The sequence below is a fragment of the Streptomyces sp. NPDC031121 genome, from assembly GCF_055570615.1.
This window is the reverse complement of the sequence record NZ_JBVIGV010000003.1, coordinates 485,692-510,586: the sequence shown is the minus strand read 5'-3', so window position 1 is coordinate 510,586 and position 24,895 is coordinate 485,692. Positions and strand designations below refer to the sequence as shown.

Sequence of the window (24,895 nt, the reverse complement as noted above, 5' to 3'; positions counted from 1 at the left end):
GCCTACTGCTGCCCGAGGGCCATCCACTTCTGCGGGAACGCGAGCGGCTCGAAGCCCTGCCGGGCGTACACCTCGTGCGCGTCCGCCGTGGCGAGGAGGATCCGGCGCAGCCCGAACGGCTCCAGGTGCGCCCGCACCGCCCCCACCAGCGCCCCGCCGAGGCCCTTGCCACGCACGGCCGGATCGACGTACACGTCGCACAGCCACGCGAACGTGGCCCGGTCGGTGACCACCCGGGCGTACGCCGCCTGCTCGCCCGAGGCGCTGTCGTACACCCCGAAGTTCAGGGAGCCGGCGATGGCGGCCTCCTGCTTCTCCCGGCTGCGGCCCAGCGCCCAGTAGGCGTCCTCCGACAGCCAGCGGTGGATCCGGGGCACGTCGAGGCGGGAGGGGTCGGCGGAGATCTCGTACCCGTCGGGCAGCGCGTCAGTGCTCATCGCGCCATCCAAGCAGGCCGCGCAGGCGCGGGGCAGGGGATATCCCGGGATCCGAGACGGGGACGGGTCCCGTGCCCGTGAGCCAGGGGAGGACGGCCGGCGGTGTGGCGTCGGGGACGGCCCCGGTGATCCGGGTCAGGGCCTCGGCCAGGGTGCGGGTGAAGTCGTCGTCCACCAGGATCCGCTTCCGCTCCCACGGCTCCCGGACCCGCTCCTCCCGCTCCAGCAGCCGGACCAGCACCGGCACCGCGGCGACGGCGGCCGGGCCGATCGCGCCCAGGTGCCGGACCGCGGTCGGGGTGACGTCCGCGGGGTGGCCGTCGAAGTCCGGACCGACTCCCTCGAGGAGCACCGGCACGGCGGGCTCCGGATCGCCCGTGATCCGCCACCAGGCGTACGCGGCCGCGACCCGGGTCCAGGAGCCCGGCGAACCCGTCAGGGCGCGCACCGCGTCGGCGTGCCCGGCGGCGGCCGGGCCGAGGTCCGCCAGGTATGGCAGTACCCGGCTGCCGCGCCCTGCCGCGAGGTCGGCGGTGCAGGCCCGTCGGAGGAGGGTGTCGTCGCCGGTGGTGCGCCAGTGCGCCCAGGCGGCCATGCGGACCCCGTGCCAGGCGCGGGCGGCCTCCGGGCCGTACAGGCCCTCCGGGCGCGCGGCGCCCGTCGCGAACTCCGCCAGCCGGCCCGCGGCCGCGGCAGCCGGAGGCCCGATCCGGCCGAGGACGCGGGCGGCGTCGTAGGCGCACTCCCGCTCCAGGTGCGGGACCACCTCGGGCAGGGCCGGGGCGGCGGCCGCGCCCAGCTCGGCGAGGACGCGGAGCAGGTCGGAGGTCGACATGCGGGTGTGCCGCAGCTCGGCCCGCACCAGCGGGAGCAGGTCGGCGGCGGGCAGCACGGCGAGGGGACGCGCGTCGATGAGGAACCAGTCCGCCGCGGACAGGTTCCTCAGGGCCGGCATGGCTCGCACATCGCCCGTCCCGGCCAGGGCGAGGGCCAGCATCTGGACGTCCCACTGGGATTCGTTGCCGACGCCGAGGTGGCCTCGGCCTAGGCGGCGGGCCAGGCGGTCCGCGTACGGGGCGAGCGCGAACCGGCCCTGCATGACCGCGTCCCCGGCCCTCCACCGGTCCTCGGGCGGGCCGCAGGCCGCCTCGACGACCGCCGCCCAGGCGGCCGGATCCGGCCACCGCTCGCGGAGGACGGCCTGCACGGCCGCCTCCGCGCCGCGGGGCTCGCGCAGGCGTCTAAGCAACGGCGGATGCCAGGAACCCGGCCCAGGCGGCCGGAGCCATGGCGAGCCGGCCGCCGTCGGGAACCTTGGAGTCCCGGACGAGGACGGTGCCGGTGAGGTGGGCCACCTCTACGCAATCGGGGCCGTCAGCAGTGCTATAGCTGCTCTTGGTCCAGGCGACCTCGACGCAATCGTTGCTGTCGCTTGCGCTGTAGCTGCTCTTGACCCACGTCAGTGCGGAAGGGCCGCGGCCCGAGGGCGTGATGCTCATGTGTCTCCCAGCACTTTCTCGATGAAGAGGCGCGACTCCCGCGGACTGAGAGCCTGCGAACGGATGATCCCATACCGCAGTTCGAGGATCTGGATGTCCTTGGGGTCCGTCACCAGCCGGCTCATCAGTTGTGCTTCGACGTAGCCCACCGTCGACCCACCTCGCAGCTTCAGCACCTGGATCTGGCCTCCCATCCCGGCGTGGTCCTCGGAGGCCGTCGGCATCACTTGGATCTCGACGTTGCGCATAGAGCTGATCTCCAACAACCGCTCCAACTGCCTACGCAGGACCCCCGACCCGCCGAGCCGACGCTCAAGGATCACCTGCTCCAGCACGAAGGTCATTGCCGGGGCTGGCTGCCGATGGAACATGGACTGGCGAGCCATCCGCGCCGACACATGACGCTCAACCTCGTCGGGCGAGTAGGCCGGCCGCCGAATCTCGTACAGCGCCCGGGCGTACTCCTCGGTCTGGAGCAGTCCGTGCAGATTGTGGTTGCCGTATGCGCCGAGCTCAACCGCCTCTGACTCTAACTTGGCCAGATCGCGAACGGTTTTGGGATAGCGGGCCTTTTGAACATCGACCTTCATCGCGGCGATTTTCCCGCCCGCTCCAAGGACCTCGTCCGCCTTGTCCAGGAACTCCGGGCGGGGAATGCGGGTGCCGCGTTCGATCTTGTAGATGAGGTTCGGGCCGTATCCCATCCGCTGGCCGAACTTGGCGCGGTCGAGGCCCGCGGCCTCGCGCCACATTTTCAACTGGCGTCCCACCGCGGCGATCACCGCCCCCGATTCGTCCTCCGGGTCGAGTTCCCAGCTCGACTCGTCGGCGCCGTCTGTGTTCACTTCCCACCTCCGCGGGGACCGTCAGGACAGCACGCAACTGCCGTGGACAGCAGCCGTACACAGCCGCCTCGGCACTGTTCAGGTTACGCAGGGGCGGCCACGCTGAGTCACGTGAATCAGGAAATCTCCCTCGTCGCGACCCTCCCGGCGACCCCGCGCGGCGCTCGCGCCGCACGTGCCCTCACCGTCTCCCAACTGCTGGAACATCGACTTCCGTTCGCGGACGCCGCGCAGGTCGTCGCCGAGCTGGCCGCGAACGCGGTGACGCACGGGAGGGTGCCGGGGCGCGGGTTCCGGCTGCGGCTGCGGACGGGGCCCGGGCCTACGCTCCGTATCGAGGTGTCGGACACGCGCGCCGAGGCGGCCCCGCGGTGCGAACCGGCCGTTCCCGACGCGGCGGCAGAGTCCGGACGGGGGCTGCTGCTGGTGTCCGCGCTCGCCTCGCGGTGGGGCGTCGAGCGGGGGCCGGTTCCACTGAAGACGGTCTGGGCGGAAATGGATTTCGGCGGTCCGCTTTCACCGGATCGAGGTTCTCACGTCCCGGTGGACTGGGTTCCGGTGGCGCACGACCCTAAATGAAATAACCGGAGGTAAAACGACCTCACCCAACCTCCCCCCTCCCCCTCTCACCCGGTCGGGTGAATCACCCAAACCCCCCTGGCGGACCCGCCAATTCCCGGTGCACGATTTCCCCACAACCCCAGAAACGCGAACGGCCCTCGACCGGGACTGCCATCCCGAACCGAGGGCCTGACCACAGTGGAAGTGAGCCCTTCCCCATGGCTGACCAGCAGCCTAGCGCGCCCGCGTGCCCCACGGCGGGCATCCGGCACATCAACCGCGATCACACCCGGCGGTACGTCAAGGTGGGCAACCACCTCGCCCAGCACCGCAAATTGAGCCTGACGGCGATCGGCCTGGCCGTGCACATCCAGTCGCTGCCCAGCGGCGCCCGGGTCACCATCAAGGGCCTGGCCGGGCGTTTCCCGGAGGGCGAGGTGCGCATCGCCGCCGCCATGCGGGAGTTGGAGCACCACGGCTACCTGCGCCGCCACCAGCAGCGCGCGGCGTCGGGGCGGGTCGTGACCTGCACGGAGTCGTACAACAACCCGCCCGCCCTGCGGGAGGAGGCCCGCGCCGCCCGCGAGGCCGCACCCCTGAAACCCGTAGCGGCCCACCCGCAGGAGGCCGCCCCGGCACCGGAGCCGACCCCCGCCGCCGACGAGGAGGAAGAGCCCGACCCGGAACCGGAGGCACGGCCCGCGCGGCCGGAGGCGTACGACCTGCTGGCTCGGCTCCGCCTGCGCGACCCGCGACTGGTCCTCTCGAACCGGGACGTGGAGCGCCTCGCGCCCGCCGTGTCGGAGTGGCTGGACCAGGGGCTTCCCGTGGCCGCCGTCAGCGCCTCCCTCACCAACGGGCTGCCGCTCGCGCCGATCCACTCCCCGTACGGGCTGCTGCTCCACCGCATCCGCGAACTGGCGCCCGCCCGCCTGCCCACGGCCCTGCCGATCGGCGCGGCGCGTCCCGACCGGGTGGTACACCCCCTCCGCACCTGCCCGACCTGCGACAAGGCCCACCGCTCCCCCACCCCGGGGGAATGCCCGCCCTGCACCCGCCGCCGCGCGGCCGCCTGACGCGTCAGGCTTCGGCCGGGGGCCGGACGGCCGCGCCCGCACCGGTCCGCGGCGCGGCCGCAGTCGCCGCCGCACGCTCGTCGGCCGGGGCGAGCCAGAACCAGAGGGGCGGCAGCACCAGCTCGACCACCGTCAGCACGAGCTGGAACCAGTGCGGCCGGCCGTGCACCGCCAGGGACAGCAGCCGCCCCGCACCACCGAGCAGGAACACCGCGGCCAGCCACCTCACCGCGGCCGCCGGGACCGGCGACTGCCGGGCCGCCCAGATCCAGGCGAGCCCGTACCCGGCGAAGATCGCGCCGAGGAAGCGGCCCAGGCTGTCGACGGTGGCACCGGCGTCCCCCTCGCCCGGAATCGCGGCGTTGCCGCCGAGCACGTGCAGCAGCCCGATCCCCACGCACGCGATCCCCATCACCCACGCGGATCCCCGCAGTACCCCGGCCATGCGCAAGCCACCCCGTCCCGCTTTTGGTTGACATCCGTCTACCAACGATGAGAAGCCACCAGTAGACACATGTCAACTAACCTGGGGGCGTGCCTCCCCACTCCCTCCCCCGCCGGCGCCTCGACCCGGCCGAACGCCGCGCCCAACTCCTCGCCGTCGGCGCCCGCTCCTTCGCGGCCCACCCGTACGACGACGTCACGATGGAGGAAGTCGCCCGCGAGGCAGGCGTCTCGCGCGCCCTGCTCTACCGCCACTTCCCGAGCAAGCACGCCCTCTTCGCCGCCGTCTACCGGCAGGCCGCCGACCAGCTCCTCGCGGCCACGCGCCTCGACCCCGGGGCCACCCTCGTCGAGCAGCTCGCCCAGGGCCTCGACGCCCACCTCGACTACTTCATCGCCAACCGCCACGCCGTACTCGCCGCGAACCGTGTGCTCGCCGGCGACCCGGTCATCCAGACGATCATGACGAACGAGCTGGACGCCCTCCGCTCGCGCCTGCTCGACGTCCTCCCCCTGGCCGACGACCGCACCCGCGACGCCGTGTCCGCCGTGCTCAAGGCGTGGCTGGTGTTCGTCCAGGTCCTCTGCGTGGACTGGCTCGACCGGGAGACCTGCCACCGCACCGAACTGCGCGACGCCTGCATCGGCGCCGTCGTCGGCGCACTCCGCCCCCTCCTCCCCTCCGGACTCCCCGAGACGGCCGCCTCCTGGTGATCAACGCCGGCCTGGCATCGGGGGACCGTTCCACTCGTCCCAAACGCGAGGTCGCATTTCCGCCAGCGTCGGTGGGTCCGCCCACGGGAGAGTCGGCGATGGTTCGTGTTCCTGATCGCGAGCCCGTCCGTCTGGCACTCCGCGAAAGGCGCAGCGCATGCACGTCGTCCCCGGGCTCAAGGTCCTGTACTTCGGAACTCCGGTGGTGCTGATCAGTTCACTCAACGAGGACGGCACGTCGAACCTGATGCCGATGTCCTCGGCGTGGTGGCTGGGCCAGTCCTGCATGCTCGGTCTCGGCGACGACGCCCAAACCACCGCGAACCTGCTGCGGGAGGGCGAGTGCGTGCTCAACCTGCCCTCGTCGGCGATGGTCGATGCCGTCGACCGGATCGCGCTCACCACCGGGAAGCCGGCCGTGCCGGACTACAAGGTGAAGCAGGGGTACCGGCACGAGCCGGACAAGTTCTCGACCGCACGGCTGACCGAACAGGCATCAGACCTGGTCCGGGCCCCCAGGGTTGCGGAGTGCCCGGTCCAGCTGGAATGCAGGGTCGTCTCGGTCCATCCTTTCGGCGGTCTCGAACCGCACGCCACCGCCTTCGAGGTCGAGGTCCTTCGCGCCCATGTCGAGGAGGACCTGGTCATCCCGGGGACGCGCTACGTGGACCCGCTCGGCTGGGACCCGCTGATCATGAAGTTCTGCGAGTTCTTCGGCGGGGGACGCAACGTTCACCCGTCGAGACTCGCCGAGGGCTGGAACATGCCGCACCAACTCCAGTCGACGACTGTCTGAGCAGGCATCCGGCGCCCAGCCTCCCCCGCCTCGCCAGACTGCAGGCCGCCCGCGCACCCGGTGGGCAGACCCCCACCGCAACCCCACGGGCTGCGACAGGGCCGCCGCGACGGATCACCCGGCCACAGGAAGCCGAGCCGCTTGCTCGTTACTGACCCACGCTCCCGGCCGGACGGCCGCCGCGTCCTCCTGATCGCCCCCTCGCCGAACACACGGGAACACACCCCCGGGGGGGGCGGCCGGCAGGCGCGGCTCACGGGCCCGGCCACTCACGGCAGCCCGGACCCGCGTCCACCCGGAGGACGTACGCCGGTCCGGCCGCGGAGCCGTCCGTCCGGAGGGTCTGCCGGAAGCCGCAGCGGAGCCGGAGCTCCGGCGCCGACCAGGCCTCGTCGAACAGCCCGTGCGCGTAGGCCCGCGTGACGTCCCGCAGCCCGGCGGTGTCCAGGGCGGGGGCCGCCTCCGCGAGCAGCGCCCGCAGCCCGCCCGCCTGCTCCCGGCCCTCCCACGGCCGGTGGAACGACACGCAGTGCAGGAAGCCGGGCTCCCCGCACGCCTGCACCTGCCAGGCACCGAGCCGCACCGCCAGCCAGGTGACGCCCTCCCGCGGGCGGTCGCAGCCCAGCGCGAAGCCGGGCGCCGAGAACCGCTCCCGCAGCTCCGGCGAGACCAGGGCGTCGTACAGGGCCATCGACGCCACCGGATCCGGCCCGAACCCGACACCGAGGAGCCCGGCCAGCTCGGCGGCGGCCCGCCGCAACACCTCGGGCCCGTCGATCCGCACCCCCTCCGGCGGAGGCACGACGAGCTGCGCCCCACCGAGCAGCGACCGCCGCGAGGGCACGGGCACGGGCGGCGGCACGGCCAGGCCGTCCAGGGAGTGGCCGCCGGGGAGGTGGTCGCGGGCGATCACGTCGGCGGGGATCACGGGGCGGATGGCGCGGCCCCCACCGTCAGCGAGAAGACGCGGCCCGGGGCGTGGGAGTTCGCCTTGACCTCGAAGTAGAACGTGCCGGCTTCCCGCGGCACCCCGGTGATCATGCCGGTGGCTTCCAGGGAGAGGCCCTGCGGCAGCATGCCCGCCTCCAGCGTCAGCACGGGAGCGAAGTACGTCCCGGCCATGTTCGGGGGGATCTCCAGGACGTGCGCCGGGAACGCCGCCTGCGCCCGGTCGCCGTAGTCCTGCGAGGTGACCGCCACCGTCTCCTCCTCGCGGGGGATCAGCCACGCGTAGGGGGCGCCCTGCACCGCGTCGGGCAGCACGTCGTTGGGACCGAACCGGTGGAAGGCGACCCGCCGGCCGGCGTGGACGGCCTGGCCGTCGAACCCCTCGCGGTCCAGGGCCGCGTCGTGCAGGACCCCGCCGACCCGCGCGATGGCGTGGTACTGGAAATCCCAGCCCTGCTGGGCCTGGCCCGGGTGCCACCGGGTGTCGAGGGCCTGCACGTTGGTCAGGTTGACCATGTTGCCGACACCGCCGGCCCACACCATCTGGTCGTTCGCGAAGAACCCGCCCCAGACCATGACCGTGTTCGCCGGCAGGCCGACCGTCTGGGCCAGGAGGACCAGCAGGTTGGCGTAGTCCGCGCACACGCCCCGCCCGTCGGTGAGGACGGTCAGCGGATCGTCGTTGATCGGGTCGGACGGGTCGTACTGCACCGTCGCCCGGAGGGAACGGCGCAGTGCCGTCGCCACCGCCTGCGCGTCGGTCTCCCCGGCCAGCATGCCCATGGCCGCCACGACGGCGTCGGCGCGGGCCTGCGTGTGTGGGGTGCCGTACAGGCGGTGGACCTCGTGCGCGGTGGTGCCGATCTCCTGGCCCTGACCGGGTGTGTTCTCGCGCGCCAGCCTCCACGAGACGCCGTGCACGGCGGTGCCGACGCCCTGTACGGGCAGCCGCAGCTGGGACATGAGGAAGAGATTCTGACCGGCGATCGGCGCGACGAACGAGGATTCGCCGACCTGCTGGTTCCCGGACCAGGCCTGCAACTGCACCCGCGCGGCCGACGTCCCGAGACCGGAGACCGCCACGATGGCGGACGGGGTGTCTGCCGTGCGGTACGTGAGGTTCGCCGTCAGGGGGAAACCCGACTCCCACGTCGTCAGCTGAAGCCCGTCCAACGCGATGCCGCCCCCGAACTCGATCCTGTCGAGCGTGGGCCCGGCAGGCGCGGGGGCCTGGCCCTGCGGGGCGGGAGCGGGAGCCGCGGTGGCCGCGTTCATGCGCTGCACCGGAGCCGGGCCCGACCCCTCCGCGGCGGGCGGCCCCGCGGCCGCAGAGGCCTCCCGTACCGGCGACGGGACGGACGCCATCGCGCGCACCGCGTTGGCCTCCGCCTCGCGTTCGAAGCGGTCCCCCGGGTCGCTGATGCTCAGGCCCGCCCCGTTGTCGGTGCCGGCGACGGGGCCCCGGCGCTGCTGGATGACGTGCGTCAGCTCGTGCGCGAGGGTGTGCCGGTCCGCGCCGCCTTCCCCGATTACGACATGGCTGCCGCTGGTGTACGCGCGGGCCCCGATCTCGGCGGCGGACCGGCGGGCCGCGGAGTCGTCGTGGACGCGGACGTCCCCGAAGTCGGCGCCCAGGCGGGCCTCCATGTCGGCGCGCACGCCCGCCTCCAGCGGCCGGCCCGCCGACCGCAGCACCTCGTGGACCGCGGACCGCTGCACCGCAGCCGGCGCCTCCTCGGCGGCGTGCCCGCAGCCCGCGCCGTGCCGGTGCGCCCCCGGATCGGCGACGGACCGCTGCGCATGCGCCCAGGCGTGCCCGGACCGGCGGAGCATCTGCACGACGGCGGCGTTGCCGGCCGTGCGCTGGAGCGCGGCCAGGGCGGCGGCCCCCGTCGGCGCAGGCGCCGTACTGCGGGCCGGGCTCCGCACGGGAGCGGAGCGCACGGCGCCGTCATGGCCGGGTACGGGCGTAGGGAAGCGCATCGGATCCTCACGGACGGGCGGCGGACGGGCCCCTCCTGGATACGCGGCCCGGACCGCACGGCACCAGGTACCGCCGGGCAGCATCGGCAGTCCGATCGGGAAGCCGGCGGCGGCCCCCACCCCCCGCACCCGACCGGAACGGGCACGGGATGTCGGGTGCGGCAGGCTGGGGTCTCCCTAGCGTGGCGGTCGAAAGGAAAGGAGGGCCGGGGGTGCTGGACCGGCTGAACCAGGCCATGGGGTACATCGAGGACCACCTCGACCGGGAGATCGACGTGTCCGAACTGGCCCGGATCACGGCGACGTCGGAGTACCACTTCCGGCGGCTGTTCTCGTCGCTGGCGGGGATGCCGCTGTCGGAGTACGTCCGGCGCAGGCGGCTCACCGTCGCGGGGGCCGACGTACTGGCAGGGACGCCGTCCCTGCTGGAGATCGCCGTCCGCTGGGGCTACGGCTCGGGCGAGGCGTTCGCCCGGGCGTTCCGCGCCGTGCACGGCGTCGGCCCCGGCGAGGCCCGGCGCACCGGCGCGGCCCTCAACGCCCAGCCCCGGCTCTCCTTCCGCCTCACCGTCGAAGGGAGCAGCACCATGCGGTACCGCATCGTCGAGAAGGAAGCGTTCCGGATCGTGGGCAGGAAGGCCCGCGTCCCGCTCATCCACGAGGGGGCCAACCCGCACATCGCCGAGCACATCCGCAGCATCCCGCCGGAGACGCTCCAGCGGATCGCGGCCCTGTCCGACCAGGACCCGCGGGGCGTGGTGTCGGCGACGGTCCGCGTGTCGGACGGCTTCGAGGAGGGCGCCGACCTGGACTACTACCACGCGGCGGCGACGTCAGCGGAGACGCCGCCCGAGGACCTGGACGTCCTGGAGTGCCCGGCGGGCACGTGGGCGGTCTTCGAGAACACGGGCCCGTTCCCGCAGGCGCTCCAGCAGATGTGGGCCGACGTCGCGGCCCACTGGATGCCGTCGAACCCGTACGAGTACCGCCCGGGCCCGGAAATCCTCCGCGTCACCCCGCCGGACTCCGACCCGCCCCACGCGACGGCCCACCTGTGGATCCCGGTGAGCCGCACCACCACGCCCTGACTCAGGCACCGCCGTCGGCGGCGGCCAGGACGACGCGGGACCGTGCCGGATCCACGGAAACGACCCGCACCCGCACGTCCTGGCCCTCGCGGACGCCCTCCGCCGAGCCGCTCACCGGAACGAGCCCTTCGACACAGTCGGCGATGCGCACGAAGTACCCGATCGACGCGATCTTCGTGACACGCCCGGCGACGGTCTGACCCACACGGTCGACGAACCCGGGCAGCAGGTCCTCGTGCTCCGCCCACTCGCGGAGCGAGATGCGCACCTGGCGGTTGTGCTCGTCGTGCCAGACGACCGTGCCGGTGACGCGCTGCCCCACGACCGGCAGTTCCATGCACCTGGGCATCCTGACGATATCGGCCAGTCCGGCGGCTTCGGGCCGGCCGTCGATGGAGAGGAAGACCCCGAAGGGCCGCCTGCCGACAACCTCACCGGTGATCGGAGACCCGACGGGCAGCGCCCGAACCGTCTCCGGCCAGACCTCGGCGGCAGTGAATGCCCGGTAGCCACCGCTCTCGGAAGGCCGGGAGTACTCAGTCACGCGTTGATCATCACACGGAAGCCCGCTCGGGCGGGTCTCCGCATATCTGTCTGATTCTGTGCGTGTCGGAAGAGCAAAACCAGGCGTACACCAGCGCATCATGCAGAATCACGTTCGATTGCAAAGGGCTGCGGGGGGGCGCAGCCCGGATGGTGGCGGGAAGGCTTCGGGGTGGGGTTCGACGAGGAATGGGGCGTCCTGCGCTCCGAGGCCGCAACACGGCCTGCGGCACCGGTCGTTGATGCGTACGAGGTGGCGCGGGCGGCGGCGCTGCAGCGCCTCGCGGACTTCCGGGACGGCATCGTGCTGGTGCCGTCGGATGAGCAGGGCGGCCCGTGGACGACGCAACTCCACGGTCTGGACTGGATATGCGCCTTCTCGGACGAGGAGGCCCTGTACCGGTTCGCGGTGGCGCGCGACGAGGCAGACCGCGAGTGGCCGTACCGGCGTATCAGCGGTGCCCGGCTGCTGGACGAGGTGCTGCCGGCGCTGGACTTCCCGTGCGGGGTGGCCCTGAACGCCGCCGGTCCGGACGGCGCGGTGTTCCCGCCGGTGCGTGGGATCGTTCCCGAGGCGGCGGCGCTCGACGGGGAGCGTGCCGCATGAGCGGGGACGACAAGGACCTCGACGTCTCGAAGCAGGCCCTGGGGCAGATAGCCAAGGGCATCACGGATGCGCTGTCCGAGCTGGGCGAACTCGGCCAGGTCGGCGACGCGAGCATGGGCCGCGGCTTCTCCAAGCTGGCCCTGACCGGTGTGCAGACGGGCCATGACGGCCTGACCGCCGCGATGAAGACGTTCTGCGAGCGCTGGGAGTGGGGGGTGCGCTCCCTGGTCCAGCAGGGCAACGCCTTCGCCGTGAACGTCGGCCTGTCGGCCGGCATGATCCACGAGCAGGACCAGTACCTCCAGGGCGCCTTCAAGATCTTCGTGAACGCCGGGATGGGCAACCCGTACGCCTCCGAGGACGAGATCACCAAGAAGGGCTGGACCGAGGTCCTGGCCGACAACCCCTACACGCAGATCCGCGACGCGGACTACAGCCCCGAGTCGCGTGCGCGCGCCGACGCGAACAGCAAGGAGGCGTGGAAGGCCGCGATCCGTGACGTGAACAGCTCCGGCATCCTGCCGTCCAACCAGGTGATCGACGCGGCGGGGCTGGGCGACGAGCAGGACGCCCTCGTCGAGGGCATGGTCGGACCGGCTCCCCGGCCGGCAGCGCAGTCGGAGGGCGAGCACTGATGGCGGACTGGCGCGACCTGGTCAACAAGGGTCTGGAGAAGGCGGAGCACGGCTGGGACTCCGCCATGAAGTCGGTCGGCGAGGGGGTCGACAGGGCCACCGAGGGCATCGGCGCCGCGCTCGACCACGTCGGCGCCCATGACGCCGCCGACAAGGTGGAGGACTGGGGCGACCGCTTCGCCTCCGGCGCGGGTGTCACCGTACGCGAGCAGAACCTCGGAGAGACGGAGCAGGCCGACGAACTCGTCCACGGCTCGCCGTCCGCGATCCGCGAGTCGGCGGCGCACCTGAAGGACTTCCAGGCGGCGTTCGAGAACGTCGGCGGCGGCATGCGCGCCCTGGACACCGGGCAGTGGAAGGGCGCGGCGGCCGACGCGTTCCGCGAGAAGTTCGCGCTACACCCGGGCGACTGGCTGCGCGCCGCGTCCGCCTGTGAATCCGCAGCCCAGGCCCTGAACGCCTACGCGGAGATCGTCGAGTGGGCGCAGGCCCAGGCACAGCTGGCGATCGAGGCGTACCGGCAGGGCAAGAAGGCCACCGAGGATGCCAAGGCGGCCCACCGCAAGGCCCTCACGACCTACGAGACGGCAGCCGCGTCCGGCGGTGACGCCGGACCGCGGCCGACCGATCCCGGCGACGTGGGCAAGGCGAGCCGCGACCGGGCCGAGGAGATCCTCAAGGCGGCCCGCAGCCAGCGCGACGACGTGGCCCGTATGGCGCAGAAGGCTTTCGACGCGGCAGTGGAGCACGCCCCGTCGAAGCCTTCGGCCGCACAGCGGGCCCTGGCGAACGCCATGGACCACCAGGGCGCCCAGGCCGTCGAAGCGACCCACGTCCTCGGCGGCGCGATCAAGGGCGTGGCGGGCGCCGTCAGCTTCGGCCGGGGATTCCTGAACCCCCTCGACCCCTACAACCTGACCCACCCGGCCGAGCACTCCGAACACGTCAACACGACGCTGGCGGGCCTCGTCTCGAACGCCTCCCACCCCGAACGCATACCCGGCCCGCTGATCGACTCCTTCCTGGCCGACCCGTCCGAGTTCGGCGGCCGCCTCTTCCCGGAGGTCCTCGCCGGCAAGGGCGCGGGCCTGACCCGTACCGCAGCCCGGCTCGCGGACGACCTGCCCAAGTCCCCGAAGGCGCCCAACGGCACGAAGGGGCCGGAGACGCCGTCCGCAGCCGACGAGCTGCAGAAGGATCCGCACGGGAACTCCCGGGAGTGTGACGCGAAGACCTGCCGCGAGGACCCGGTCGACGTCGCCACGGGCCGGATGACCCTCCCGCAGACCGACCTCGTCCTCCCCGCCTCCCTGCCCCTGGTACTCGCCCGGACCTTCGAGTCGTCCTACCGCCTGGGCCGCTGGTTCGGCCCCACCTGGGCGTGCACGCTCGACCAGCGGCTGGAAATCGACGACGAGAGCATCGTCCTCGTCGGCGAGGACGGCAGCCTGCTCGGCTACCCGCACCCGGCGGCAGACGGCGCCCCCGTCCTCCCCCACCTGGGCCGGCCCTGGCCGCTGGAACGGCAGTCGGACGGCGGCTACACCGTCACCGACCCCGAGACGGGCCGGGTCCGCCACTTCACGGACGACGGTCTGCTGACCCAGCTCGACGACCGCAACGGCGCCTGGCTCTCCTACGCGTACGACGAGACCGGCGCGCCCACCGCCGTCTCCCACAGCGGCGGCTACGAGGTCCGCTTCACGACGGCGGACGGCCGAATAACCGGCCTCGCGCTCGGCGACGGCACGCAGATCCTCCGCTACGGCTACACCGACGGCCACCTCACGGAGGTCGTCAACTCCTCCGGCCGCCCCCTCCGCTTCGGCTACGACGACCTGGGCCGGATCACCTCCTGGACCGACACGAACGACCGCCACTTCACGTACGTCTACGACGACGAGCACCGCTGCATCGCCCAGTCGGGCACCAACGGCCACCTGAACGTCCGCTTCGACTACGAGCCGGGCCTCACCACCCTCACCGACTCCCTCGGCAACCGCACACGGTTCCTCGTCAACGACCGCGCGCAGATCACCGCGGAGATCGACCCGACGGGCGCCACCACCCGCTTCGAACACGACCGCCGCAACCGCCTGCTCGCACACACGGACCCCCTGGGCCGCACGACCCGCCTCACCTACGACGAGGCCGGCCGCCTGACCACCGTGACCCGCCCGGACGGCCGCCGGTCCCGGGCCGAGTACAACGAACTCGGCCTCCCCGTCCTGGTGGAGAGCCCGGACAGCAGGGTGGTCCGCCAGACGTACGACGCACACGGCAACCGCACCTCGGTGACCGACCCGTCCGGCGCCACGACACGCTTCGCGTACGACATCCGCGGCCACCTCTCCTCGGTGACGGACGCCCTGGGCAACACCACCACGGTCCACTGCGACCCGGCAGGACGGATCGTCTCGGCCACCGACCCGCTGGGCGGCACCACCGCGTACGCGCACGACGCGTTCGGCCGCCCGACCACGATCACGGACCCGCTGGGCCACACGACCCGCCTCACGTGGAGCGTCGAGGGCCGCCTCCTGCGCCGGGTGCACGCCGACGGCACGGAGGAGTCCTGGACCTACGACGGCGAAGGCAACTGCCTGACCCACACGGACCCGATGGGCGGCGTCACGGTCTCCGAATACGGCGACTTCGACCTCCTCACCGCCCGCACCGGCCCCGACGGCACCCGCCACACCTTCGACCACGACACCCAGCTCCACCTCACCGCCGTCACCAACCCCCAGGGCCTGACCTGGAGCTACACATACGACCCGGCCGGCCGCCTGGCCTCGGAGACGGACTTCGACGGGCGCACCCTCACGTACGCGTACGACGCGGCGGGCCTCCTGACCTCCCGCACCAACGTCCTCGGCGAGACGACCACGTACACGCACAACACACTCGGCCAGACGATCCGCCAGGAGGCAGGAGACCGAGCCACCACGTACGAGTACGACGCGTTCGACCTCCTCGCGAAAGCGTCCTCGCCCGAGGCCACGGTCACCTGGCACCGCGACGAGACGGGCCGGCTCCTGTCGGAGACGGTGAACGGCCGCACCCTCTCGTACGCCTACGACGACCTGGGCCGCCGCACCACCCGCACCACCCCCACAGGCACCGAAGCCCATTGGACGTACGACCAGGCGGGCCGCCGCGCCTCGCTCACCACCGCCGGCCGCACCCTGACCTTCGAGCGGGACGCAGCGGGCCAGGAGCTGACCCGCACCCTGAACCCGTCCCTCTCCCTCACCCACGAGTACGACGCCATGGGCCGCCGCACCGCCCAGTCGGTGATCGGCCGGGGCGGGCGCACCCTCCAACGCCGCGGGTACAGCTACCGTGCCGACGGCTACCTGACGGGCATCGACGACTCCGTCACCGGCCTGCGCACGTTCACCCTCGACGCGGCCGCCCGCGTCACGGCCGTGGACGCCGACTCCTGGTCCGAGCGGTACGCCTACGACAGCGCGGGCAACCAGACCAGCGCCTCCTGGCCGGCCGACCACCCGGGCGGGGAAGCCCAAGGCGTACGCACGTACACGGGCACCCGCATCACCCGCGCGGGCGCGATCCGCTACGAGCACGACGCCTTGGGCCGCGTCACCCTCCGCCAGAAGACCCGCCTCTCCCGCAAACCGGACACCTGGCGCTACGAGTGGAACGCGCAGGACCAGCTGGTCGGGCTGATCACCCCGGATGGCACCCGCTGGCGCTACCTCTACGACCCGCTGGGCCGCCGCACGGCCAAGCAGCGCCTGTCGGACACCGGGTCGGTTGTCGAGGAAACCCTGTTCACGTGGGACGGCACCACCCTCTGCGAGGAAACGAACGGCCAGGTCACCCTGACGTGGACCCACCAGGGCCTGCACCCGATCACGCAGACGGAACACCTCAACCAGTCCGAGGTCGACGACCGCTTCTTCGCGATCGTCACGGACCTGGTCGGCACCCCCACGCACCTCCTCGCGGAGGACGGCACCACGGCGTGGCACACCCGCAGCACCCTGTGGGGCACCACAACCTGGAACCGCGACGCAACGGCCTACACCCCGCTCCGCTTCCCGGGCCAGTACTACGACCCGGAATCAGGCCTCCACCACAACTACTTCCGCACCTACGACCCCGAAACCGCCCGCTACCTCACCCCGGACCCCCTGGGCCTCACCCCCGCCCCGAACCCGGCCACGTACCCCCACAACCCCCACACGTGGTCCGACCCCCTCGGCCTGGCTCCCGAGGGATGCCCCGAAGAACTGGTCAAACCGCACGGCACATCCCCCGCCGAGATCAGTGGAGGCAGACTCGCTCAGGAATCCGGCGACTCTTATGAAGACTTCCTAGTAAACCACCTTGGAGGGGGAGGCGGGTTCTTCGAAAGAAAGATCTCAGGCGGGAATACTAGGCAATTTGACGGTGCATTCATCGACGAAACCTCAGGGCGAGGGACGTGGTACGAGGCAAAATCTGGCAAATTCTGGGAAAATACGCTAAACGACCCGAAACGGCTAGAGAAATTCCTTGGAGTGGAGGGAGAAAAGCTCGCCATAGCCCGAGAAAAAGGGATTGATTTTCGCATCATTTCAGAAAATCCCATACCGGCCAAATTTACTTCATGGTTCGAGAAAAAGGGCATTCCGTGGGAGATTCTCCCGCGGGCACAGTGAGAAATCGGATCGAGTTACGACGTTGCCGAACGATCAGGAGGATTCGAGTGGGCTTGTGCCTATTCCCCGGCGACGGGGAGATCGACGGGCCGGATGCATGCTTCTCGTACAAGGAATTTTCCTTGTTTCGCAGACGCCTAGCTTCAGCAGAGGGCTTTCCCTTGGGGAGTATGCAGGGGTTCGGTGGAGACACCCCCTGGAGTGACGTAAATACGGCTCTTGAGCCGCTACTTAATCACCCAGATGACCATGGAAGGAGCTTGACCGCGGAAGAGTGCGAGAGAATACTGCGGCGCCTTGAGGAAATCCTTCCAGATTGGCTATCAGGTGCCGACTCTGATCCCGACACGCGAAACCAGGTCAGAGAACTCCGCGACCTGATTACGGTCCTACAAGTCTGCGTCCATAAAAGCGTAGAGATGCATTTTGTGTAAGATTCGGAGCAGGAGTTCAGTGGTCCTATACGCTGGGCCCGGAGTCGGTTGCATAAAAAGGGTCCTGTTCGGGCGCACACTGGGTTGGTTGCCACTTGCGGCGACCATGCCAGCACTTCCATCGCCTATAAACCCAGCGTCCGGGTCTGACGTTGCGGAACAATATGCGGCAGGTAATAGACATGCCCAGCTTCGCCATCCAGCGCCGCTCGGGCACCGGAACTGCGGCTGAGGAACCTCTTTCACCCGGCGCATTTTAAGGTTTAAGTGAAGGGTGGTGGCCAGGCCGGCCGGGGGGCGGCCCAGTCGTCACATTGGCCCGTGACGCCGTCGGTCATGTGCCAGTTGCTGCTCAACTCGATCACCGCTACATGGACCGCTTTCCCCGACACCGAAGCAGTCCCGGGTCCGAACCCGAGGCGGTCAACCACTTCCCCGGGGCGAGTCGGCATCCAGCTCGACGTGCAGTGCGGAGCAAACGTCACTCCTTGGGCTGGTCAAGCACCGCGATCGACGTGCTGGCCAGCGCCACGAGAGCTACAGCAGATACCGCGACGGCGTCCGCTCAAGTGGCGCGAATGAGAAGAGTCGGACTCCAGATCATGAGTGCTGAGTGCCGGGCCAGGCGCGGGCGGCGAGGTGGCCGACGGTGGGCGTAGTCCCGATACCGCATCAAGCAATCGGTGGGCCCCGAGGTCGGTCGACTCTGCCGAGGCGATTTCAGCGGAATCGGGAGGGGTGCGAGTCCCCTACGCAGACCTCACCCGCCGTAGAAGAGGTCGTCGACGACGGCGCGGGCGCGGCGGGTGGTGCGGCGGTAGTCGTCCAGCATTTCGCCGACCGTGCCCTCCGCGTAGCCCAGGTAGCGGCCGACCGCGCCCAGTTCGCGGGTCTCCGTCGGGAAAGTGTCGCCGGCGCGGCCGCGGACCAGCATGACCGCGTTGCGGACGCGGGAGGCCAGGACCCAGGCCTCGTCCAGAACCTGCGCCTCCTCCGTCCCGATGAGGCCGGCCGCGTGGGCCGCCGCCAGGGCTTCGCGGGTGCGGGTGGTGCGCAGGCCCGGTTCGGCCCAGGCGTGCCGCATCTGGAGCAGCTGTACCGTCCACTCGACGTCGCTGAGTCCGCCGCGGCCCAGCTTCGTGTGGAGGGTGGGGTCGGCGCCGCGCGGCAGGCGTTCGGATTCCATGCGGGCCTTCAGGCGGCGGATCTCGCGGACCGCGTCGTCGCCGAGGCCCTCGGCCGGGTAGCGCAGCGGGTCGATCAGGTCGATGAAGCGGCGGCCGAGGTCGGGGTCGCCGGCGACCGGCACGGCCCGCAGCAGGGCCTGGCTCTCCCAGGTGAGGGACCAGCGGCGGTAGTAGGCGGCGTACGAGGCGAGGGTGCGGACCAGCGGCCCGGAGCGGCCTTCGGGGCGCAGGTCGGCGTCGATGAGGAGCGGCGGGTCGGCGGTGGGGAGCTGCAGGAGCCGGCGCATCTCGGCGATGACGGCCTGGGCGGCCTTCGCGGCCTCCTGTTCGTCGACGCCTTCGCGGGGTTCGTGGACGAAAAGGACGTCGGCGTCGGAGCCGTAGCCCAGTTCGTGGCCGCCGAAGCGGCCGACGCCGATGACGGCGAACCGGGTGGGGAGGGTGTCGCCCCACTGGTCGCGGACGGCGGCGCGCAGGGCTCCGGCGATGGTGGCGGCGGTGAGGTCGGTGACGGCCCGGCCGACGCGGTCGACGAGGGCGCCGAGGTCCTCCTCGGCGGGGCGGTCCTCCGTACCGTACGAGCCGATGATGTCGGCGGCGGCGGTGCGGAACAGCTCCCGCCGCCGCACTCCGCGGGCGGAGGTGACGGCGGCTTCGGCGCTGTCGGCGCGGCCGACGGCGGCGAGGACCTCCTGCTCCAGGGCGTCGGGGGTGCGCGGCTGGAGGCCCTCGGGGTCGCCGAGGAGGGCGACGGCCTCGGGGGCGCGCAGCAGCAGGTCGGGGGCGAGGCGGCCGGCGGACAGGACGCGGGCCAGGTTCTCGGCGGCGGCGCCCTCGTCGCGCAGGAGGCGCAGGTACCAGGGGGTCTTGCCGAGGGCGTCGGAGACCTTCCGGAAGTTGAGCAGGCCCGCGTCCGGGTCGGCGGAGTCGGCGAACCAGCCCAGCATGACCGGCAGCAGGGTCCGCTGGATGGCGGCCTTGCGGGTGACGCCGGAGGCGAGGGCCTCCAGGTGGCGCAGGGCGGCGGCCGGGTCGGCGTACCCGAGGGCCTCCAGCCGCTGGCCGGCGGCGCGCGGGGAGAGCCGGGTCTCGCCGGGGGCGAGCTGGGCGACGGCGTCGAGGAGCGGCCGGTAGAACAGCTTCTCGTGGAGGCGGCGGACCACGGAGGCGTGGCGGCGCCAGGCCCGGTTCAGTTCGGCGACGGGCTCGGTGCGCAGCCCGAGGGAGCGGCCGAGGCGGCGCAGGTCGGCCTCGTCCTCGGGGACGAGGTGGGTGCGGCGCAGCCGGTACAGCTGGATGCGGTGCTCCATGGCCCGCAGGAAGCGGTAGGCGTCGCCGAGCTGGGCGGCGTCCGTACGCCCGACGTAGCCGCCGGCGGCGAGGGCGTGCAGGGCGTCGAGGGTGGTGCGGGAGTGCAGGGTGGTGTCGCTGCGGCCGTGGACGAGCTGGAGCAGCTGCACGGCGAACTCGACGTCGCGGAGCCCGCCGGGGCCGAGCTTGAGCTCGCGGTCGACGTGGGCGACGGGGATGTTGTCGACGACGCGGCGGCGCATGTGCTGCACGTCCGCGACGAAGTTCTCCCGCTCGGCAGCCTGCCAGACCAGCGGCGTTATGGCGTCGACGTACTGGGCGCCGAGGTCGGGGTCGCCGGCGACGGCGCGGGCCTTGAGGAGCGCCTGGAACTCCCATGTCTTGGCCCAGCGCTGGTAGTAGGCGAGGTGGGAGGAGAGGGTGCGGACGAGGGGGCCGTTGCGGCCCTCGGGGCGCAGGTTGGCGTCGACGGGCCAGATGGTGCCCTCGACGGTGGTCTCGGAGCAGATCCGCATCAGGTGGGAGGCGAGGCGGGTCGCGGCGCGGAGGGCGGCGGACTCGTCGGCGCCGTTCGCGGCGTCGCCGACGAAGATGACGTCGACGTCGGAGACGTAGTTCAGCTCGTTGCCGCCGCACTTGCCCATCGCGATGACGGCAAGGCGGCACTGGGCGGCGTCCTCGGGGGCGGCGGCGGTCGCGATGCGCAGGGCGGCGCGGAGGGTGGCGGTGGCGAGGTCGGCGAGCTCGGCGGCGGTCTCGGCGACGTCGATGGTGCCGCAGACGTCGCGGGCGGCGATCGACAGCAGGCACCGGCGGTAGGCGACGCGCAGCCGTACGGGGTCGTGGGCGTCGGCGAGGCACTGCTCGAAGTCGGCGAGGCCGGGGTGCAGGTCGGCGGGCTCGTACGTTTCGAGGGCGTGCCAGTCGGCTGGGTGGCGGGCCAGGTGGTCGGCGAGGGCCTCGGACGCGCCGAGGACGCCGAGGAGGCGGTCGCGCAGCGGCTTGGACCGCAGGAGGGTGTCGAGGAGGACGCGTCGGCCGGGCTCGTCCTCGGCCTCCGCGAGGCGGACCAGGCCGCGCAGGGCCAGGTCGGGGTCGGCGGTCGCGCCGAGGGCGTCGAGGAGCACCGGGTCGTTGCGTACGGCGGCCAGCGCGTCGGCGTCGAGCAGCGCGGCCGCGGCCGACGGATCGGTGAAGCCGCTGCGGAGCAGCCTCATGAAGGTACTGCTCCTGCGTCCGGGGACCGTCATCCCGCTGCCTCCCGCGCACGTTCACGCCGCTGTGCCGACTGACCTCGTATGCCTTGGAGGGGAGCCTAGCCGGAGCAGGCGTTCGACTCACGGGCACACCCGGCACGTATCATGAGGCGGAATTGTCGGGTTATCCGAGGAATGCCGCAGGCCAGACCGCCGGAAACCCGTCGAACCCCCTGCACAGACACCGCTGCCGCCGGGCCACCGGCCCCGGCACCGCACCCGCCTGCGCGCACCCAAGCGCCAACCCGCCCCTGACAACCGGCCCGCCTCCGCCCCCGGAGGCGGACACCCGCCGAACGGACCCGCCCCAGAGGACCCCCCATGCCCGACCACCACCCCGGCCAGGGCCGCCGCCATGCGGGCGGCGCGGCGCCGGCCGGAACGGGGGCCGGGGCGGCGGAGGCGGCCGCAGCGGCCGGGACCGGGCCCGAGACCGGAATCCGGGTGACCAAAGCCACAACGCCCGGGGCAGGCGCGACGGATACGCCCGGGTCCGGCGCTGTGGAGACGGCCGGGGCCGGCGCGCAAGCGACGGCCGGGGCCGGCGCGACGGGGACTGCCGGGGCCGGCGCGACGGGGACGGCCGGGGCCAGCGCGACGGGGACTGCCGGGCGGCAGACGCCACCGCCCTCCGGGCCCCCGATCCCGGCCCCCCGCCCGGAGGGCGGCCGAACCCTGCCCCCGCGCCCCGGCTCCCAGCCGGGGCAGCCCGTATCCCAGCATCCCGGCCCGTACGCACACTCGGGCCCCCGCCCCGCGACCGGCCGCCCCCGGCTGCGAGCAGAATCACACCCGCAGTCCCAGCTTCTGGCACCCCCGCAACCGATCCCGGGCCCGCGCCCCGAGGGCGGCCAAGGCCTGCCCCGGCAGGCCGGATCGCAGCGCGGGCCGCAGCCCCTCGCAGGCCCGCACCTGCACACCGCCCCGACCCCGGAAGCCCCCCGGCTGCACCCCGTACAGGGTCCGCGCCCCGAGGGCGGCCGCGGCCTGCCCCCGCAAGCCGGATCACCACGCAGGACCGAGGCCCAGCCGCCCGCGGGCCCGCACCATGACACCGTCCCGACCCCGGAGACCCCCCGGCCGCACCCCCTCCCGGGCCCGCGCCCCGAGGGCGGCCGCGGCCTGCCCCCGCAAGCCGGATCACCACGCAGGACCGAGGCGCAGCCGCCCGCGCCGCCGTACCCGTACGCCGCCCCGGGCCCCGAGGGCGCCCGGCCGCACCCGGGGGCCGAGAAGGCTCCGGGCGGGCTGCCCGGTCAGGCGCCGGCGCGGGTGTCCGGGCAGGGTCCGGGTCGGGAGGTCGACGGGCTGCCGGGCGAGTACGCGCCCGGGGTCGGCGAGTCCGAGGCCCGGCCCCTCGATGCTGCCCGGGTCGGGCCCGGCCACCCGCAGGGCATATCCAGCACAACGGACATACCGGGCCAGCGGATTCCGTCCCCCGAGCACGCCCACGGGGCCCCCGACGACGCGTTCGGCAGCGGCGCAGCCCCGCACCCCGACGACCCGGCGGCAGACGGCGCAGGCTCCGCCTCCGCCGAGGCGGCCGACCCGGCGACGCCGGGGCCTCCCGGCATCCCCGTGCAGCGGCCCGGCGGCCGTCCCACGGGTTGGCGGCGCGGCCGAGCCGTTCCCGGCCCGCGGCAGCCCGCCACCCCGGCCGCGGCCACCGCAGACCCCGCGGCCGCGGCGACAGCAGACGCCCACACCGAAGCCCACGCCGAAGCCCAAGCCCAAGCCGCCGCGCGCCGCCTCGGGCGCCGCGTCGTCAAGGCCGTCGGGTTCTGCGCAGCCGTCGCCGCCGGCACGATGCTCCTGCTCCGCGGCAACGAAGCCCTCACCGGCCTCGCCACCGCCCCCGCCGCCCCCTCGGCGGCCAAGGCCCCGGCCGTACCCGCGGCCGCGCCCGACCCCGGACGCGTCGTGCAGATCGTCGCCCACCCCGACGACGACCTGTACTTCATGAACCCGGAGCTGCGGCACTCCATATCCGCCGGCGCCGGCCACAGCGTCACGTCCGTCTACCTGACCTCCGGCGAGGCCGACGGCGTCAATGCCGGGGCCGCCGGGCGCGCGTCCGCCCGCCCCGACAAGCGCGCCTATGCCGAGGCCCGCCAGAACGGCATCCGCGCCGCCTACGCCAAGATGGCCACCGGCGACCGCGCCGGCGCGTGGAAGCGGACCTCCGTCGCCACCCGCGGCGGGGGCCGCGCCGAGGTCGACGTCCTCGTCGCCCGCCCCGACGTCCACCTCGTCTGGCTGCAGCTCCGCGAGGCCGGCACCGTTCACGCCGAGGTCCCCGACAGCCTGCGCGGCCTCTGGGACGGCAAGGTGTCCCGCCTGGAATCCGTACTGGCCTCCGGCAGCCCCGTCACCGAGCCGTACGCGTACTCCCGCGACGACCTCGTCCGCACCCTCGTCGGCATACTCGACCACTACCGGCCGACGACCGTCCGCGCCCAGGACCCCACCCCCGGCCGTGCGCCCGCCACCGGGCGGTTCACCGACCACCAGGACCACTTCTACGGCGCCCGCTTCGCCCAGGCGGCGCTCGCCGCGTACGCGGCCGAGGTCAAGGACCGGCCGCACTTCGCCGTGCAGAACTACGTCGGCTACTCCAACGGCTCCCTGCCCGGCACCCTCGACCCGCAGACTTCAGCGGACAAGCTGGACATCATGGATGTCTACGCCTGGGTGGACCGGGAGAACCACTGCGGCAGCAGCGCCGGCTGCGGCGACCTCAAGGTCGCGGACCACCCCGCGGGCAACAACTGGACCTCGTCCATCAACCACGCCCGCGGCTCCGGCACCTCCTGGCTGGCCTCCGACCGGCAGCACGGCCTGTGGGCGTTCCAGGTCCTCGACGGCCAGGTCGCCCTCTGGCACCGCACCGGCCCGCTCGGCCCGTGGAGCGGGCCGCACCTGCTGCCGGGCACCGGCATGGACCCGGGCGTGTCCACGGTCACCCTCCCGGACGGGCGGATCGCGGCGTTCGCGACGCGCACCACGCTCGGGGAGCGGCCGTCGGACTACCGGCGCGAGGTCGTGTACGCCGTCCAACGCACCCCCGGCGCAACGGAGTTCGGCGCCTGGGAGTCGCTGGGCACCCCGGAGGCGTCCGACGCGGACCGCACCTCCGACATCAGCGCGCCCGCGGTCTCCGTGGACGGCGCGGGCCGGCTCGCGGCGTACGTACGCGACGGCGGCCACACCCTCCGCGGCCGCGAGCAGCGGGCGGACGGCACCTGGGGCCCCTGGGAGGCGCACGGCGGCTCCGGCCTGCTCGGCACCCCGGTGGCGGCCGCCGACGCGGCGGGCCGGCGCATGGTCTTCGCGGCGACCGCGGCCTCGGTGACGGCCTGGGCCCAGCCGGCCCCGGGCGCCCCCCTGGGCCCGCCGACCCCGACGGGCCTCCCTCAGACGGCCCTGCCCCTCACGGCGGACGCCCGCGAGGGCGGAGTGCGCCTGTGGCTCCGCACACCGGGCTCGGGCGACGTCCGCACCGCCCTGGCGACGACCACCCCCGACGGCGCACCCGCGGTCCGCGGCCTCACCGACCTGGGCGGCCTCCAGGGCTTCGGCGCGGTCGCCGCAGGCGGCCACGTCCTGGCGGCCCGCTCGGCCGGCGGCCACCTCGGCTCCGAACTCGGCGAGGGCCGCCCCTGGGAACGCTCCCCCCTCCTCTTCGTGGGCGACCCCTCGGCCGCCGTCACGGGCAACGGCACCACGGTCAACCTGGCGGTGGTCGGCCTCGACGCCCGCCTGTACGTCACGTCCTCCCCGGACACCCCGAAGGCCTACCTGACCCCCTGGCAGCCGGTAGGCCCGAGCAACACGGGACAGCCGCAGCCGTGACGCCCGCGC

General features: G+C 72.9%; 18 protein-coding genes. 9 read left to right on the top strand and 9 right to left on the bottom strand.

What is annotated here, in order from left to right; all coding sequences use genetic code 11:
- Nucleotides 1–2: 2 nt before the first annotated feature.
- The 4 genes from ACZ462_RS07905 to ACZ462_RS07890 are packed head-to-tail and all read right to left on the bottom strand — an operon-like array spanning nucleotide 3 to nucleotide 2,781.
- Complete coding sequence (locus ACZ462_RS07905; protein ID WP_467806820.1) at nucleotides 3–437, bottom strand: GNAT family N-acetyltransferase; 435 nt, start codon at nucleotides 435–437, stop codon at nucleotides 3–5.
- Nucleotides 427–1,686 (bottom strand): hypothetical protein, encoded by a 1,260-nt coding sequence (locus ACZ462_RS07900; RefSeq protein WP_467806818.1) that lies wholly within the window; start codon nucleotides 1,684–1,686, stop codon nucleotides 427–429. The genes ACZ462_RS07905 and ACZ462_RS07900 overlap by 11 nt, the downstream gene beginning before the upstream one ends.
- On the bottom strand, nucleotides 1,679–1,936 hold the full coding sequence (locus ACZ462_RS07895) for a DUF397 domain-containing protein (RefSeq protein ID WP_467806816.1): 258 nt from the start codon (nucleotides 1,934–1,936) through the stop codon (nucleotides 1,679–1,681). Before ACZ462_RS07895 ends, ACZ462_RS07900 begins: the two co-directional genes overlap by 8 nt.
- Nucleotides 1,933–2,781 (bottom strand): helix-turn-helix domain-containing protein, encoded by an 849-nt coding sequence (locus tag ACZ462_RS07890; protein ID WP_467806814.1) that lies wholly within the window; start codon nucleotides 2,779–2,781, stop codon nucleotides 1,933–1,935. Before ACZ462_RS07890 ends, ACZ462_RS07895 begins: the two co-directional genes overlap by 4 nt.
- Before the next feature lie 111 nt (nucleotides 2,782–2,892).
- Here ACZ462_RS07890 and ACZ462_RS07885 point away from each other — a divergent pair, with 111 nt between their 5' ends.
- Nucleotides 2,893–3,360 carry an ATP-binding protein gene (locus ACZ462_RS07885; RefSeq protein ID WP_467806812.1) on the top strand — a complete coding sequence of 156 codons (468 nt, stop codon included), beginning with the start codon at nucleotides 2,893–2,895 and terminating at the stop codon, nucleotides 3,358–3,360.
- Nucleotides 3,361–3,560: 200 nt separating this feature from the next.
- Nucleotides 3,561–4,418 carry a helix-turn-helix domain-containing protein gene (locus tag ACZ462_RS07880; RefSeq protein ID WP_467806810.1) on the top strand — a complete coding sequence of 286 codons (858 nt, stop codon included), beginning with the start codon at nucleotides 3,561–3,563 and terminating at the stop codon, nucleotides 4,416–4,418.
- Nucleotides 4,419–4,422: 4 nt separating this feature from the next.
- On the opposite strand, the gene ACZ462_RS07875 is transcribed toward ACZ462_RS07880, so the two are convergent.
- Complete coding sequence (locus tag ACZ462_RS07875; protein WP_467806808.1) at nucleotides 4,423–4,863, bottom strand: DUF4345 domain-containing protein; 441 nt, start codon at nucleotides 4,861–4,863, stop codon at nucleotides 4,423–4,425.
- A gap of 89 nt (nucleotides 4,864–4,952) precedes the next feature.
- Between ACZ462_RS07875 and ACZ462_RS07870 the strand changes: the two genes are divergently transcribed.
- Both ACZ462_RS07870 and ACZ462_RS07865 read left to right on the top strand, forming a co-directional pair.
- Nucleotides 4,953–5,576 (top strand): TetR/AcrR family transcriptional regulator, encoded by a 624-nt coding sequence (locus ACZ462_RS07870; protein WP_467806807.1) that lies wholly within the window; start codon nucleotides 4,953–4,955, stop codon nucleotides 5,574–5,576.
- A gap of 157 nt (nucleotides 5,577–5,733) precedes the next feature.
- Complete coding sequence (locus ACZ462_RS07865) at nucleotides 5,734–6,372, top strand: flavin reductase family protein (RefSeq protein WP_467806805.1); 639 nt, start codon at nucleotides 5,734–5,736, stop codon at nucleotides 6,370–6,372.
- 253 nt (nucleotides 6,373–6,625) lie between these two features.
- Here the strand turns inward: ACZ462_RS07865 and ACZ462_RS07860 are convergent, their stop codons facing one another.
- Both ACZ462_RS07860 and ACZ462_RS07855 read right to left on the bottom strand, forming a co-directional pair.
- Complete coding sequence (locus ACZ462_RS07860) at nucleotides 6,626–7,300, bottom strand: hypothetical protein (RefSeq protein WP_467806804.1); 675 nt, start codon at nucleotides 7,298–7,300, stop codon at nucleotides 6,626–6,628.
- On the bottom strand, nucleotides 7,297–9,303 hold the full coding sequence (locus ACZ462_RS07855; protein ID WP_467806802.1) for an eCIS core domain-containing protein: 2,007 nt from the start codon (nucleotides 9,301–9,303) through the stop codon (nucleotides 7,297–7,299). The genes ACZ462_RS07860 and ACZ462_RS07855 overlap by 4 nt, the downstream gene beginning before the upstream one ends.
- A 212-nt stretch (nucleotides 9,304–9,515) precedes the next feature.
- Between ACZ462_RS07855 and ACZ462_RS07850 the strand changes: the two genes are divergently transcribed.
- Nucleotides 9,516–10,391 (top strand): AraC family transcriptional regulator, encoded by an 876-nt coding sequence (locus ACZ462_RS07850; RefSeq protein ID WP_467806801.1) that lies wholly within the window; start codon nucleotides 9,516–9,518, stop codon nucleotides 10,389–10,391.
- Nucleotide 10,392: 1 nt separating this feature from the next.
- On the opposite strand, the gene ACZ462_RS07845 is transcribed toward ACZ462_RS07850, so the two are convergent.
- Complete coding sequence (locus tag ACZ462_RS07845; protein ID WP_467806799.1) at nucleotides 10,393–10,935, bottom strand: S1 RNA-binding domain-containing protein; 543 nt, start codon at nucleotides 10,933–10,935, stop codon at nucleotides 10,393–10,395.
- A 171-nt stretch (nucleotides 10,936–11,106) separates the two neighbouring features.
- On the opposite strand from ACZ462_RS07845, the gene ACZ462_RS07840 reads away from it, so the two are divergent.
- From ACZ462_RS07840 to ACZ462_RS07830, 3 genes are read left to right on the top strand one after another with little or no spacing between them, the layout of a single operon-like run.
- The gene (locus ACZ462_RS07840) at nucleotides 11,107–11,541 is read left to right on the top strand and encodes a hypothetical protein (RefSeq protein WP_467806797.1); all 435 of its coding nucleotides are present in this window, start codon (nucleotides 11,107–11,109) and stop codon (nucleotides 11,539–11,541) included.
- Entirely contained in the window at nucleotides 11,538–12,176 is a 639-nt protein-coding gene (locus ACZ462_RS07835; protein WP_467806795.1) for a hypothetical protein, read from the top strand. The genes ACZ462_RS07840 and ACZ462_RS07835 overlap by 4 nt, the downstream gene beginning before the upstream one ends.
- Nucleotides 12,176–16,846: a putative T7SS-secreted protein gene (locus ACZ462_RS07830; RefSeq protein WP_467806794.1), complete on the top strand. Its 4,671-nt coding sequence runs from the start codon at nucleotides 12,176–12,178 to the stop codon at nucleotides 16,844–16,846. Before ACZ462_RS07835 ends, ACZ462_RS07830 begins: the two co-directional genes overlap by 1 nt.
- 1,194 nt (nucleotides 16,847–18,040) lie before the next feature.
- Here the strand turns inward: ACZ462_RS07830 and ACZ462_RS07825 are convergent.
- Nucleotides 18,041–21,028, bottom strand: coding sequence for a bifunctional [glutamine synthetase] adenylyltransferase/[glutamine synthetase]-adenylyl-L-tyrosine phosphorylase (locus ACZ462_RS07825; RefSeq protein ID WP_467806792.1), 2,988 nt, complete (start codon nucleotides 21,026–21,028; stop codon nucleotides 18,041–18,043).
- Between the two features lie 1,278 nt (nucleotides 21,029–22,306).
- Here ACZ462_RS07825 and ACZ462_RS07820 point away from each other — a divergent pair.
- Nucleotides 22,307–24,886: a PIG-L family deacetylase gene (locus tag ACZ462_RS07820; RefSeq protein ID WP_467806791.1), complete on the top strand. Its 2,580-nt coding sequence runs from the start codon at nucleotides 22,307–22,309 to the stop codon at nucleotides 24,884–24,886.
- Nucleotides 24,887–24,895: the final 9 nt, after the last annotated feature.

Bases quoted from the DNA above. Each gene is read 5' to 3' on its own strand.
- ACZ462_RS07905 (WP_467806820.1), bottom strand. From the start codon at position 437: ATGAGCACTGACGCGCTGCCCGACGGGTACGAGATCTCCGCCGACCCC.
- ACZ462_RS07875 (WP_467806808.1), bottom strand. From the start codon at position 4,863: ATGGCCGGGGTACTGCGGGGATCCGCGTGGGTGATGGGGATCGCGTGC.
- ACZ462_RS07825 (WP_467806792.1), bottom strand. From the start codon at position 21,028: ATGACGGTCCCCGGACGCAGGAGCAGTACCTTCATGAGGCTGCTCCGC.
- ACZ462_RS07830 (WP_467806794.1), top strand. From the start codon at position 12,176: ATGGCGGACTGGCGCGACCTGGTCAACAAGGGTCTGGAGAAGGCGGAG.
- ACZ462_RS07835 (WP_467806795.1), top strand. From the start codon at position 11,538: ATGAGCGGGGACGACAAGGACCTCGACGTCTCGAAGCAGGCCCTGGGG.
- ACZ462_RS07855 (WP_467806802.1), bottom strand. From the start codon at position 9,303: ATGCGCTTCCCTACGCCCGTACCCGGCCATGACGGCGCCGTGCGCTCC.
- ACZ462_RS07880 (WP_467806810.1), top strand. From the start codon at position 3,561: ATGGCTGACCAGCAGCCTAGCGCGCCCGCGTGCCCCACGGCGGGCATC.
- ACZ462_RS07865 (WP_467806805.1), top strand. From the start codon at position 5,734: ATGCACGTCGTCCCCGGGCTCAAGGTCCTGTACTTCGGAACTCCGGTG.
- ACZ462_RS07895 (WP_467806816.1), bottom strand. From the start codon at position 1,936: ATGAGCATCACGCCCTCGGGCCGCGGCCCTTCCGCACTGACGTGGGTC.